This is a genomic window from Longimicrobiaceae bacterium, from assembly GCA_035696245.1.
Lineage (GTDB): Bacteria > Gemmatimonadota > Gemmatimonadetes > Longimicrobiales > Longimicrobiaceae > DASRQW01.
This window is the reverse complement of sequence record DASRQW010000055.1, coordinates 17151-30636: the sequence shown is the minus strand read 5'-3', so window position 1 is coordinate 30636 and position 13486 is coordinate 17151. Positions and strand designations below refer to the sequence as shown.

The window sequence follows — 13486 nt, the reverse complement described above, 5'->3', positions numbered from 1 at the left end:
TGATGCAAGATCCTTGCTCACCACCACACACCTGGAAAGCCTGTCCCCCGGCGGCGTTTCGTCCGAATCGGATGCGCGCGGCCGCGGGTCCACGACAGGAGCCGGCTCGTTCGTCTCCCCCTCACGAGAAGCGCCGGCCGCACTTCGGCCAGCGCTGCACCTTGTCCGTCCAGCTTCGGGCGGATGCTAGCCCCGCCGCCGCGCCCCCTCCGCTGCTCGCGACCGCGCCGCGCCCTCACCCGCCTCGCCCTCGTTCGGCGACTGTACCGCTACAAGTACCGGTTCTCGTAGCCCTGCATGACCGTGAACTGGTGGGCGACGTGGGTGCGACGTTCGGCGGACACGATGCGGCCGCCGGCAAACACCGTCCTACGGGCCTAGGTCGAGCGGAGGGAGGCCGGCGGCGCGGAGGCGGGCGCTGGTCGCGGAGACGTCGGTCCTCAGCGCGCTCCAGCGGGCGAGCGCCGCGTCCAGCATGCGGATGCGGTCCGCGGCGGCCGTCGTCGTGACGGGAGTCGGCGCGACGTCGGCGCTCTGGATGTTGGCGTAGAGCGATGCGAGCTCGCCTCCCAGCCGCTCCAGCCCCGCGGCGCCTCCGTCGCCGTCTGCAAAGCGGGCGATTCTCGCGTCCAGCGAATCCACCTCCGCCGCGAGCGCGGGGGCGGCACGGCCGTGCGCGGCCTGGAGTTGAGTGCGGAGCGCCCCGAGCCGCCGCATCGCGTCGGACTGGCGGTGCAGCGCATCCACGAGCGTGGCCGAGAGGGCGAACTGCTGCGCCAGGCCCGCCTCGGACGTGCGGACGCGCGGGTCCATGCGCACCGTGAGCGGCTGCGTGTACGAGCGCCCGCCAGCGGAGAGGCGCACGGTGTAGCCGCCCGGCAGCGCCCACGGGCCGCGCGGCTCGCGAGGTGTGTTCATCGGCACGCCGCTGATGGGATACTCGTGCTCCGCCACCGCCGGGTCGGCGTGGTGCAGGTCCCACACGAACCGGTGCATCCCCGCCGCCGTGGAGATGCGCTGCGGCGGGCGGATCCAGTACCACGGCACGTTGCCGGTCGTCTCCACCGCCGTCACCGAATCTGCCGACGAGAAGCGGCGGACGAGGTTCCCCGACGCGTCCAGCACCTCCAGCATCACCGGTCCGCGCGCGTCACGGCCCAGCCAATAGTCGATCACCGCGCCGTCCGGCGGGTTCTGGCCCGCGGGCTCGTCCGGCGGCAGCGGCGTGTCGGTGTACGTGCTCCAGCGGGCGCGGACTGCCGGGACCGGGCGCAGGAGCGCGGCGTCGGCGGCCAGCGTGCGCGCGTCCGCCTGCCGGAGCGGCGTCACGTCGTCCAGGATCCAGAACGAGCGCCCGTGCGTACCGACCACGAGGTCCTGATGGTGCACCACGAGGTCGCGGATCGAGCTCGCCGGCATGTTCAGCCGCAGCGACTGCCAGTGCCCGCCGTCGTCGGCGCTCACGTACACCTCGCGCTCTGTCCCCGCGTACAGCAGCCCGCGCCGCTCCGGGTCCTCGCGCACCACGTTCACGATCCCGCCGTCCGCGATCCCCGCCACGATCTCCGTCCACGTCCGCCCGCCGTCGTGCGTGCGGTAGATGTGGGGCCGCAGGTCGTCCAGCCGGAAGGTGTTAATCGCCGCGTACGCCGTCGCGGTGTCGAAGTGCGAGGCCTCCAGGATCGACACCTTCGCCCAGGGCCCGAGCTGGGGCGGCGTCACGTTGCGCCAGTGCGCGCCGCCGTCCGCCGTCACGTGGATCAGCCCGTCGTCCGTGCCCGCCCAGATGCGTCCCGCATCCAGCGGCGACGGGGCGAGAGCGTACACGACGCCGCGATGCCGCCCGTGCTCCGGGTCCTGCGCCGCGAACACGCCCAGGTTCGCGGGCACGCCCGCCATCTCCCGGGTCAGATCCGGGCTGATCCGCGCCCACTCGCGCCCGCCGGTGGTCGTCTTCCACACCACGTTGCTCGCAAAGAGCAGCATGTGCGGATCGGCGGGGGAGAAGACGACCGGCTGCGTACGCACCAGGCGGTACGTGCTGTCGCGGAACGCCTTCGGGGAGATGTCCTGCACCTGGCCCGTGCGGCGGTCCCAGCGCGTGAGCTTGCCGCCGTACACCAGGTCCGGGTTCAGCGGGTCCGGCGCCACGTAGCCGTATTCCTCCACGCCCACCGGGTGCCACTCGCGGAACGTGATCTCGCCGTCCGCGCCGCGGCTGCTGATGCCCACCGACCCGCTCTCCTGCTGCGAGCCGTACACGTTGTACGGGAACTGCTCGTCGGTGGCCACGTGGAAGATCTGCGCGGTGGGCTGGTTGTACCACGAGCTCCACGTGCGCCCGCCGTTCACCGTCACCACCGCGCCCTGGTCGCTGGCGAGCAGGATGGTGGCCGGGTCCTGCGGGTTGATCCAGAAGCGGTGGTAGTCGTCGCCGCCCGGCGCGCCCCGCAGCGCCGCGAACGTCTTCCCGCCGTCGGTGCTCTTCCACGCGACCACGTTGGCGATGTACAGCACGTCCGGGTTCGCGGGGTCGATGCGCACCTCGTTGAAGTCGCCGTCGCGCTCGTACAGGCGCGGGTCGGCGTTCACCATCGTCCAGCTCTCGCCGCCGTCGTCCGAGCGGTACAGGCCGCCGCGGCGCCGCGCGCTCACGATGGCGTACACGCGGCGCGGATCGCTGCGGGAGACGTCGATGCCCATCCGCCCTAGCCCGTCCGCCGTACCCGGCAGTCCGCCGCCCAGCTGCCGCCACGTCGTCCCGCCGTCGGTGGACTTGAAGAGCCCGTTGTTCGCCGAGAGCGTGAACGAGCCGCCGATCTCCCACGGCGCCTGGCGCGCGGCCCACAGCACCGCGTACACCGTCTGCGGGTCGCGCGGGTCGAGCGCGACCTCCACGGCGCCCGTGTTCTCGTCGCGGTACAGCACCTTCTCCCACGACTGCCCGCCGTCGGCCGAGCGGAAGACGCCGCGCTCCGCGTTGGGGCCGTACGCGTGCCCCAGCACCGCCGCGAACACCCGCCGCGGGTCGCGCGGGTCCACCGTCACAGCGGGAATCTGCTGCCCGTCGCGCAGGCCCAGGTGCGTCCACGTCTTGCCCGCGTCGGTCGAGCGGTAGATGCCGTCGCCGGTGGAGAGGTCCGGCCGCTGAAGCCCCTCGCCGCTGCCCACGTAGACGGTGTTCGCGTCGCCCGGTGCCACGGCGATGGCGCCCACGCTGCCGGTGGGCTGCTCGTCGAACACCGGCGTCCACACGCGCCCGTAGTCCGTCGTCTTCCACACCCCGCCGTTGTTCACGCCGATGTAGAACACGTTCGGCTGCCCCGGCACCCCGGTCGCCGCCACCGTCCGCCCGCCGCGGAACGGCCCGATCATCCGCCACCGCAGCTCACCATACGCGCGCGGATCTATCTGTGCCTGGAGCGTGGATACGTGCGAGGCCGCGACGAGCACCGCTGCGGCCAGCACCCTGCGGCGCGCTGATCTCATGGCTTTTCGGGAGATGGCGTAAGGAAGGTGAGATGGAAGCCGCGTGTGCTCATCGGCTCCGTGAAGGATGCTCCGAGACGGGACCGGCGCTCCGCCGCAGGCCGCGTAGCGGTCTTCGCGCCGTCGTAGCCCGCGCGTTTACGCGCCAGGCGAGGCTACCGCCGCACCGAAACTCCCGGATTGACGGCAGCGCTGATCCTCAACGTGCCGTCCTCTCCGCACTCCTCGCAAGCACCCGCAGCGTCTTCCGCCGACGCGCGGCCTCCGCCGTTCCGCCCTGCCGCACGGCTGCTTCCGAAGATGCGTCACACTGCCAGACGCAAAACCCTCCCCCAGGCAGTTTTGGGGGAGGGTCGTCGAGCCCAAGCGAGGCGGGGAGGGGACCCGCCGTTACCTCGCCGCCAGGTCCACCGCCGTGGGGGTAGCGACGAGGATGGCGGTGACGAGGAGGATGAGCAGCCCCGTTGCCAGCTCGAACTTGGCGGAGCCGCGGAGGTGCCGCGCGCCGTCCTCGTCGCGCAGCCCCGGGCGGACGATGCGCCAGTTGTACGCGCCAACCGTCACCGTCACCAGCAGGATCGCCATCTTGACGATCAGCAGCCGTCCGTAGTGTGTGCCGGCCAGGCCGCGCAGGCTGCCCACGTGCACCCACGCCGCGAAGAGGCCCGTCGCGATCACGAGCACCGTGCACGCGAGCGCCGCGGGTGAGAACGCGTGCACCAGCCGTGCGGCCGCGGTCCCGCGCTCGTCCTCGCCCGCACGGAGCGCGGCCGGAAGACCCGCGGCGACGAGCATCAGCAGGCTGCCCAGCCACCCGCCCGCCCCGAGGACGTGCAGCCCGTCCGCCAGCACCGTCAGCGCGCGGAGATGCTCCGCCGCGACGGCGTGGCCGGAGAGCGCGGGCGTGAACGCCAGCACCGCCGCCGCGACCGCGGCCAGCATCCATCCACGACCTCCGTCCCGCCGCGCCGACGCGAACGCCGCCGCCGCGGCGATGGATGCGGCGACCTGGAGCAGCCACGCCCAGCCCCACGCCGTCCGCATCACCATCTCGCCCAGGAGGCCGCCGTCCAGCGCGTGCGAGCCACCGTGCATCGCCGCGGACTCCGCGAACAGGCGCAGCAGCGCGGAGACGGCGAGCAGCACCGCGCCGCGCATCCCGAGCGTGGCCGCCGCCCGCCGCGCATCCGCCGCGATGGCCGGCTCGGAGGCGTCCAGCGGGCGCAGGACCAGCAGGTGGAACGCCGCCGCGCCGATCACCACCAGCAGCGCCGTGAGCTCCATCCATCGAACCACGACGTACCACGGCGCCTCCGCGCCCGCGTCATCATCCTCCGAAGCTGCGGACGCGTGCCGCGCGAGATGCGTCTGCTGGGACGTGACCGCCGGATTCGGGAGATGCGCAGCCGCCGCCGCGTTCGCATCTCCCGACGGAGCCGCGACGGATGATGTCGCGATGCCCGACGCGCCGGGGGCGATGACGAACGAGAAGCCGCCGTGCATGGGGTGCCCGTCCATGCCCGCCATCTTCCAGATCACCGTGTAGCTGCCCGCCGCGAGCGCGCCGCGGACGGGCACCACCACCGTTCGCGGCGAATCCGCCGGGATCGCCATGCCGCCGAGCGCCACCTCCGCGCTGTCGGGGCCAACGAGGCGAATCTCGGTGAACCCGAGCTCCGGAGCCTCGCTGAACGTCAGCCGAAGCTCCGCGGGCACTACATGCAGCGTCGCATCTGCCGCGGGCGCGGAGTGCGTGAGATGCCCGTGCGCATGCGCGGTCGCAGGCAGCAGCGCGAGCAGCAGCACGGCCACGACCGCCGTCAGCCACCCAGGCGAGAAGGCGTGGATGCGCGCGGCGGCGGGCGTGTGGATCGGAACGGCCGGCATGGACGGAGCAGGTGAGGGAAGAGCGCCGCCCGAAGACGGCGCCCTGAGACGATGTGGGTCCGCGCACTACGAACCGGCGAACTGAGATGTTGTCGAGACGGGTCGAAGGCGCGGCAGCAGCCGACGCAGGTCGGCTTCGTGCGGTTGTAGCTGCGGGTTCACGCGCCGGGCGTCACCCCACCGCGTGCTTCCGCTCCGCGCGGCCCGACACGGTGCCGCCAGACGCCGCATTCGGCAAGAGCGCGGCAGATGCGAGCGGATGTGCATCTCCCGGCATGATCGCACGTCGGCCGGCGGGATGCGCATCGGTGGCAGTCGCCATGGCATCGGCGCTCGGATGATGGTGCTCGGCCGGCGTCTTGATCGTATCGAGCGGCGTCTTGGTCGAATCGGGCGGCGGCATCTTCATTCCCGGCATCGAATCGGCCGGCATCCGCATTCCCGGCATCGAATCCGGCGCGGCGGGCATCTTCATGCCGGGCGTGTGGCGATGCTCGGCGGGGTGCGCGAGCGTGTCCGGCCGCGCGCGGAGCGGCACCGGTCGCGCCGCGACAGGGCGAGGGCTCGCGGCCGGGGCGGACGCCATCTCCATCGCTTTCGGGCGAAGGCGGACGTAAACCGACCAGCCCGTCGGAGTCCGACTCCCGTAGGCGGATTCCAGCGCGGCCGGCACGAAGTTGACCGAGCCCCGCACGCCCACGCCCGCGCTCATCCACCCGAGCGACGCGACCTCGCGCACGTAGCCCAGCGACAGCGCGCCCACGCCGAACTCCGCATCGCCCGGCACGCCCGCGAGCACCAGGTCTTCGCCGCTCTTCCGCACGTACTCCGCGCGCCCGAACACGGAGTTGCGCGCGTCCAGGTCCAGGTTGCTCTCCGCGAGGAAGCTGGGCTCCAGGCCACCGTGCGCGTGCTTGTTGCCCCCGAATCCCACCGCGCTCGACCACTGCCCCGCGCGCCCGAAGCGCCGCCCGTGCATCGCGGAGACGGCGAAGCGCCGCTCGGAATCGTCAGGATGCAGCTCCTCCGGGCTGTCGAGGTAGGCGGCCGACGCGCTCAGGCTCCACGCCGCGGACGGGTTCAGCGTCGCCCGCGCGGAGTACGAGTCCAGCCGCCGGAAGTCGAAGTCGGTGCGCTCCGCGTCGGGCTCGCGGCCGTTGAACACCGAGCCCTCCAGCTTCCATGTGCGCGAGAAGACGCCCGCCGTCGCCACGCCGAAGGTGATGTGCGTCGCGTCTTGCCAGTGGTGCCCCAGCGGCGCGAACGGGTCGTTCGTGGCGGACGGACGGTGCGGGAAGGCGACCGGGCCGATGGCGGGCTCGCCCACCGGCGCCAGGTACAGCTCCACGCCCAGGTTCCGCGCCACCGCCCGCTGGTAGCCGGCCGACAGCTCCATGAACAGGTCGTGCGGGTGCTGCCGGTCGTGCAGCGGGGCGCCGCGGTAGGTCTCGCCCGTCTGGAGCAGCAGCGGGTAGCCGCCGTCCGCCACCGTGAACGGCTCGGCGCTCATCATCCCGTGCAGCTGGAGGCGCCCGCCGGCGAGCGGGCGCGCGGCCATCAGCATCGCCCAGTTGACGCTGCCGGCCTGGTGCTCGCCCCGGCGGCCGCCCTGCCGGTCGTAGTAGCCGAACGCCACGCCGTGCAGCATCATCTCCCACGCGCCGGCGGAGAAGTGCTTCGCGTGCATGGGCGACGCGTCGGGCACCCAGCTCGTGCCGGAGCCCATGCGGCTCAAGGGGATGCCCAGCGGGCCGTCCATCGCGCCCATGCCGTGCATCTCCATCCCCGCCATGCCCTTCATCCCGCCCATCGCGGCGGAGTCCGGGCGCGCCGGCTCGCCGTGCGCGTGCTGCGCGAAACCCGTCCCGGCAGAAAACAGCAGCGCGGCGCCCGTGGCCGCGCCTCTCACGATCGATCCGATCCTCATCCAACCTCCGCTCGTTCCTCGTTCCGCTTTTGCGATGCTTGAATATAGACAGCCAGCCAAGCGCCACCAGCGGCCACGGCGTCGTGAACAGCCGCTCCCGTGACCGACCATTGCTTTGCGGCGCGAGTGATGCGCACGCGGCGCAGGCCGGCCGCCACTGACCAGACGAAGGAGAAACGACGATGAGCGTGGTCCCATCCAAGTATCGCGGAACGCCCGCCTACTTCTTCGCCTTCAAGGAGCTGCTGGATGCCGCCCGCTTTCGGGGGACGGTGACCTACCAGCAGATCGCGGCCGTGACCGGGTTGCCGCCCAGGGGCTCATACATGGGAGCCCAGGTCGGGCATCTGCTGGGAGAGATCTCGGACGACGAGCATGCTGCGGGCCGCCCCATGCTCAGTGCTTTGTGCGTGAGCGTGAGCGTGACGGGAATCCCGGGTCCTGGGTTCTACGTGCTCGCCAACCAGCTGGGCCTGCTGCCTTCGGACGAGGAAGACCGGGCTTTCTGGGAGGCGGAGCGCGAGCGGGTGTACACGGCGTGGAAGCCGCTCGTCTACGTTCCGAAAAAACAGGAACCGGGTTGATCCGCGGCGGGACCGGTTTCGCCGGACGACCGCACGCGGAAAAGTTTGCGCGCGGAGCAGCGTGTTTCGGAGCGGGAGATGGACGGCCGTGCATCCCACGACGTGCAAGCCGTTGCGGGTGCGGTGGATGGCGTCTCCGGCGGCGATGGGCACACATCTGGCGGCGAGCGGGGCTCCGAAACCCCTCTCCATGGACGCTCCGGCGCCGCAACTGCCGCCCCGGGGCCCGCTTCGCCTTGCCATCCGCCCCCGCGCGCCTTACTGTTGCACCCGTGAGGCACCGCCCCTGGGCGCGCGCTGGCGGCGGGCGCGCGGGCCGCGAAAAGCAGCGCCGCGTCCGTGGCACCCCGCACTCGCCCGTACAACCCCTCCGAGGCTTCGTGAGAACGTCATCCCTCGTCGTCGCCGGCCTGTTGGCCGCCACGCCGCTCGCGGCACAGCAGCAGCCCGCCGCCCCGGCGCAGGACCGCGTGCACGTGGTGCAGAAGGGCGAGACGCTGTGGGACATCGCCCGGTCGTACCTGTCGGACCCCTTCCTGTGGCCCGACATCTTCCGGCTGAACACCGCCGTGGTGCACGACCCCGCGCTCATCTACCCGCGCCAGCAGCTCGTCCTTCCCGACGGCGCGCGCGTGGCCGCGGCCGAGGGCGGCGACCGCACCGTCTTCTACCCGGTAGACACGGGCGCCCGCAACCGCACGCTCTCCATCCGCGCCGCGGGCACGGCCGACGTGCCGGCGGTGACGGTGGGCGACTTCTACCGTGCCTCGTTCGTCGCCGCCCCCGCCGAGGTCTCGCCCATCGGGCGCGTGGCGGCGGTGGAGCAGGCCACGGTGGCGCACATCCAGGCGGACCCGCAGATCGCCCCGTACGACCGCATCTTCGTGGCGCTGGGCCAGGCCGGCGGGCTGCGCATCGGCGACCGCATGCACTTCGTGCGGCTGGGCGACCAGGTGCCGCCGTTCGGGCGCATCTACCACTCCACCGGCATCGGCACCGTTGCGGCGGTGGATGGCGGCGTGGCGACGGTGGTGGTCACGCGGCTCTACGACCGCATGGACGTGAACGACCTGGCGCTGCCCGCCGAGCGCTTCCCGGTGCGCGCCGGCGTGTCGCCCAGCGAGGACCGCCGCGGGCTGGACGGCCGCATCGTGGGCTTCGCCGAGCCGCACGCCGTGCAGACCACCGAGGCGCTGGCCTTCCTGGACGTGGGCCGGCAGGGCGGGATCAAGGAGGGCGACGAGTTCCAGGCCTTCAAGCCCGCCACGCAGATGTCGTGGGGCCGCCAGCCCGAGATCGCCGTCGCATCCCTGCAGGTGGTGCGGGTGATGGCGAACACCGCCACCGTGCGCGTGGTGGCGCTGCAGCAGCCCGCGCTGGACCTGGGCCTGCCGGTGCGCCGCGTGGCGCGCATGCCCTGACGGGCGTGGCGTCGCAGGCAGCCCCGGCGGCCCCCGGCGCCCTTCCCCGCGGAAGGGCGCCGCTGCTTGGGCGCTCCACCGTCCCTCACCGCGACCGATGACCGACGCGCTGCACCACGCCGCCCTCGCGCTGTACGCAGTGGCGGCGGTCCTGCTGGTCCTGTCGCTCGCGCGCGGGAACCGGCGCCTGCCCGCCGTGGCCACCCTCGTGGTGGCCGCGGCCGTCGCCGTTCACGTCGCCGCGCTGGTGGCCTACGCCCGCTTCTGGGGCGAGCTGCCCCTGGTCGGCCTCGGCCCGTCTCTCTCCGTGCTCGCGCTGCTCATCGGCCTGGGCTCGCTGGGCGTGGCGACGCTGGGGAAGACGGGCCCCATCGGCCTCGTCCTCGTCCCCGTCGCGGCCGTGGTCGCCGCCGCGGCCGAGTGGGCGGGCGTGCGGCCCGACGGCGAGGTGATGGCGTTCCGCGGGCCGTGGTTCGTCCTCCACGTCGTCCTGGCGATGGTGGGCTACGCAGGTCTGACGGTGGCGTTCGCGGCGGGGCTCATGTACCTGCTCCAGTTCCGCGAGCTGAAGAACAAGCACTTCGGCGCCGTGTTCCGCTTCTTCCCGCCGCTCGACACGCTGGACCGCATGGGCAAGCGCGCGCTGATGATCGGCCTCGCCTTCCTCACGCTGGCGCTGGGCGTGGGCTGGGCGTGGACGGAGCGCTTCCACCGCGTGCTGGGCCCCGGAAACCCCAAGGTGATCTGGGGGGTACTCTCGTGGCTCGTCTTCGCGGCCGCGCTGGCCGTGCGCGCGGGCGGCGGGCGCCGCGGCGAGCGGGCGGCGTACGCGTCGGTGCTGGGGTTCGCCGTGGTGGTGGTATCGTACGTCCTGCTGCGCGCCGCGACCGCCGGGGCGGGGTTCCTATGAGCCTCTATCCCCTGATGCTGGACGTGGCGCGCTGCCGCATCCTCGTCGTAGGCGGCGGCGCCGTGGCGGAGCGCAAGGTGCGCGGGCTGGTGGATGCGGGCGCATCCCCCGTCGTTGTCGCGCCCGAGGTGACGGACGAGATCCGCGCTTCGGGAGATGCGGGCCGGATCGACCTGCATCTCCGGAGATACCAGGCGGGAGATGCGCTCGGCCGCCACCTCGTCTTCGCCGCGACGGACGATGCGGACGTCAACGCCGCCGTCGCCGCCGAAGCTTCGGCGGACGGCGCGCTCGTCAGCATGGCCGACGACGGGGAAGGGTCGATGTTCCACCTCCCCGCTTCGATCCGGCAGGGCGACGTCGTCGTCGCGCTCTCGACCGGCGGCGCGGCGCCGCTGCTGGCGCGGCGCCTCAAGGAGCGGATCGAGTCCGTCGTCACGCCGGGGCTCGGACGCGCGGCGCGCCGCCTGGCGGAGCTTCGGACGGACGTGCAGGCGCGCTGGCCTGACGACGAGGACCGGCGGCGCGCACTCTGGTTCAGCCTGATCACACCCGATTTCCTGGACGTGGCCATCGCGGGCCGCGACGAGGAAGTGGAGTCCCGCATCTCCCGATGCCTCTCGCAGTCGTAGGCGTCAGCCACCGGACGGCCCCCATCGAGGTGCGCGAGCGCTTCGCGTTCGGCCGCGCGGAGATGCCGGGCGCGCTGCTCGCCGCGTCCGCCGCGTCGGCCGGCGAGGCGGTGCTGCTCTCCACCTGCAACCGCACCGAGCTGTACCTCGCCTTGCCGGACGACGGCTCGGGGACGGACGCCGCGCGCGAGCTGCTGGCCCGCAAGATCGGCGCGACGCCCGCGCAGGCCGCGCCGTACCTGTACGAGCACCGCGACCGCCTCGCCGCCGAGCACCTCTTCCGCGTCACCTCGGGCCTCGACTCGATGATCCTGGGCGAGCCGCAGATCCAGGGGCAGGCGAAGGAAGCCTACGCCGTGGCGCGCGAGGTCGCGGGGGAGCGGGGCCCGGTGGTCGGCCCCTCCCTCAACCGCCTCTTCCAGAACGCCTTCTCCGTCGGCGGGCGCGTGCGCAGCGAGACGGGCCTGGGCACCGGCGCCGCCTCCGTCCCCTCCGCCGCGGTGGAGCTGGCGAAGAAGATCTTCGGCTCGCTCAAGGGCCGCCGCGCCCTAGTCCTCGGCGCGGGCGAGATGAGCGAGCTGACGCTGGAGTGCCTGGCGGGCGAGGGCGTGCGCACGGCTATCGTGGCGAACCGCACCTTCGAGCGTGCGAAGGAGCTGGCGGCGAAGTTCGGCGGCGAGGCGGTGCGGCTGGACGACTTCGCCACGGCGCTGCCGCAGGTGGACATCGTCGTCTGCTCCACATCTGCCCCGCACCCCGTGCTCACGCGCGAGCGGCTGCGGAACGCGCTGCCCGGCGGCGCGAAGAAGCCGCTGTGCATCATCGACATCGCCATCCCGCGCGACGTGGAGCCCGCGGTGGGTGACGAGCCCAACGTCTTCCTCTACAACGTGGACGACCTGACGCAGATCGTCGACGCGAACCTGGGCCGCCGCCGCGCGCAGCTCCCCGCCGCCGAGGCCATCGTGGCGCAGGGCGTGGAGGAATACTGGGCCTGGTACTCGTCTCTCGCGGTGGTCCCCACCATCCGCGCCCTGCGCGACCGCGGCGAACGCCTGCGCCGCGCCGAGGTGGACCGCGCGCTCAAGGCGCTCGCCCATCTCCCGGAAGCGGACCGCGAGGCGGTGGATGCGCTCACCCGCGCGCTGCTCGCCAAGCTGCTGCACGCGCCCACCGTGCGCCTGCGGGACGCCGCCGGCAACGGCCGCGGCACCGCCGTGCTCGACACGGTGCGCTACCTCTTCGAGCTGGAGCTGGAGCGCGACGGCCCGGAGCCGTCCGCAGAGCCGGAACCTTCCCCCGCCGTACATCCCACATCCGAGGCAGACGCATGATGCAGGCGGCTCCCCAGGGCGCGCACAACGAGTTCGCGCGCGTCTGGGAGATGATCGCGCAGGGCACGCCATCCACCAAGATCATCATGGCGGTGCTCGCGGTCTTCTCGCTCCTGTCGTGGGGGCTGATCGTGTGGAAGATCCTCCAGTTCCGCCGCCTGCGCCGCGAGTCGGACCTGTTCCTGGACCGGTTGGAGGGCGCGGAGCGGCTGGATGCGGCGTACGAAGCCATCATCGCGCTGCCGGAGTCGCCCTTCACCCGCGTCTTCCGTCGTGGGATGAGCTTCTTCAGCGACCTGCGGCCCGGCGCCGCGCGCGCCGGCAGCGACGTGCGCGGCCTGAGCCCGGCGCAGCTGGAGGTGCTCCGCCTGGTCCTGGAGAAGGAGGAAGGCGAGGAGCGCGACGAGCTCACGGGCGGCATCTACTGGCTGGCGATCATCGCCACCGTCTCGCCGCTGCTGGGGCTGCTGGGCACCGTCCTGGGCGTGATGAACTCGTTCGTGGGCGTGTCGGACGCCGGTTCGAGCAGCATCAACGCGGTCGCGCCGGGCATCGCGGAGGCGCTGGTGGCCACGGCGGGCGGGCTGGTCGTCGCCATCCCCGCGGCGATGGGCTACAACTACCTGACGGCGCGGATGAACCTGATCATGAACGAGCTGGAGGGCTTCAGCAGCGAGTTCATCGGCACGCTGGCGCGCGAAGGGCGCATCTGATGCCCAGGCGCCGCCGTGGGTCGCGCGACCTGAGCGTGAGCGCCGAGATCAACGTCACGTCGCTGGTGGACGTGGCGCTCACCCTGCTCGTCATCTTCATGATCACCGCGCCGATGATGGCGGGCGGCGTGGAGGTGAAGGTGCCCAAGGCCAAGACCGAGTCCGTCCCCTCGCCCGAGGGCGTGACGGTGACCATCGACCGCGCGGGCGCCATCTACATCGGCGACGCGCCCACGAAATGGGAGGAGTTCGAGGCCGCCTTCCCGGAGATGGTGCGCGCGAAGGGCGCCCACAGTGTCTACCTGCGTGCGGACGAGGGCGTCCCCTACGGCCGCGTCGTTCAAGTCCTGGGTGCCATGAAGGCCGCCGATGTCGCCACCGTCGGCCTCATCGCCGAGCCCGAGCCCGGCTCCACCACCGCCCCCCGCTGACGATGCCCATCGTCCCCGCCTCCCGCGCCGATCTCTACTGTAGGGGTGCGATTCATCGCATCCGGAATGCTCGGGTGTGCTCGGGAGATGCGGATCGGCGTCGTGAGATGGGCATCGCCCCGGCTGGCCTGGCGGTTGAAACCGCGGCAACGACTGCG

Annotated in this window: 10 protein-coding genes; 7 read left to right on the top strand and 3 right to left on the bottom strand. The window is 72.5% G+C overall.

What is annotated here, in order from left to right:
• Window positions 1–369: 369 nt before the first annotated feature.
• The 3 genes from VFE05_02645 to VFE05_02635 form a co-directional block, all read right to left on the bottom strand.
• The gene (locus tag VFE05_02645) at window positions 370–3489 is read right to left on the bottom strand and encodes a hypothetical protein (protein HET6228947.1); all 3120 of its coding nucleotides are present in this window, start codon (window positions 3487–3489) and stop codon (window positions 370–372) included.
• A 390-nt stretch (window positions 3490–3879) separates the two neighbouring features.
• Window positions 3880–5376 (bottom strand): CopD family protein, encoded by a 1497-nt coding sequence (locus tag VFE05_02640; GenBank protein ID HET6228946.1) that lies wholly within the window; start codon window positions 5374–5376, stop codon window positions 3880–3882.
• Window positions 5377–5548: 172 nt separating this feature from the next.
• Window positions 5549–7303, bottom strand: a complete 1755-nt coding sequence (locus VFE05_02635; GenBank protein HET6228945.1) for a hypothetical protein — start codon at window positions 7301–7303, stop codon at window positions 5549–5551.
• A gap of 182 nt (window positions 7304–7485) precedes the next feature.
• Between VFE05_02635 and VFE05_02630 the strand changes: the two genes are divergently transcribed.
• The 7 genes from VFE05_02630 (at window position 7486) to VFE05_02600 (ending at window position 13328) form a co-directional block, all read left to right on the top strand.
• Window positions 7486–7887 carry a hypothetical protein gene (locus tag VFE05_02630; protein HET6228944.1) on the top strand — a complete coding sequence of 134 codons (402 nt, stop codon included), beginning with the start codon at window positions 7486–7488 and terminating at the stop codon, window positions 7885–7887.
• 380 nt (window positions 7888–8267) lie between these two features.
• Window positions 8268–9308, top strand: coding sequence for a LysM domain-containing protein (locus VFE05_02625; GenBank protein ID HET6228943.1), 1041 nt, complete (start codon window positions 8268–8270; stop codon window positions 9306–9308).
• A gap of 97 nt (window positions 9309–9405) precedes the next feature.
• Window positions 9406–10218, top strand: a complete 813-nt coding sequence (gene ccsA, locus VFE05_02620; GenBank protein HET6228942.1) for a cytochrome c biogenesis protein CcsA — start codon at window positions 9406–9408, stop codon at window positions 10216–10218.
• Window positions 10215–10850 carry a bifunctional precorrin-2 dehydrogenase/sirohydrochlorin ferrochelatase gene (locus tag VFE05_02615; protein HET6228941.1) on the top strand — a complete coding sequence of 212 codons (636 nt, stop codon included), beginning with the start codon at window positions 10215–10217 and terminating at the stop codon, window positions 10848–10850. Before ccsA ends, VFE05_02615 begins: the two co-directional genes overlap by 4 nt.
• Entirely contained in the window at window positions 10832–12184 is a 1353-nt protein-coding gene (gene hemA, locus VFE05_02610) for a glutamyl-tRNA reductase (protein ID HET6228940.1), read from the top strand. Before VFE05_02615 ends, hemA begins: the two co-directional genes overlap by 19 nt.
• A complete protein-coding gene (locus VFE05_02605) occupies window positions 12181–12897 on the top strand; it encodes a MotA/TolQ/ExbB proton channel family protein (protein ID HET6228939.1) in 717 nt (238 codons plus the stop codon). The genes hemA and VFE05_02605 overlap by 4 nt, the downstream gene beginning before the upstream one ends.
• The gene (locus tag VFE05_02600; GenBank protein ID HET6228938.1) at window positions 12897–13328 is read left to right on the top strand and encodes a biopolymer transporter ExbD; all 432 of its coding nucleotides are present in this window, start codon (window positions 12897–12899) and stop codon (window positions 13326–13328) included. Before VFE05_02605 ends, VFE05_02600 begins: the two co-directional genes overlap by 1 nt.
• Window positions 13329–13486: the final 158 nt, after the last annotated feature.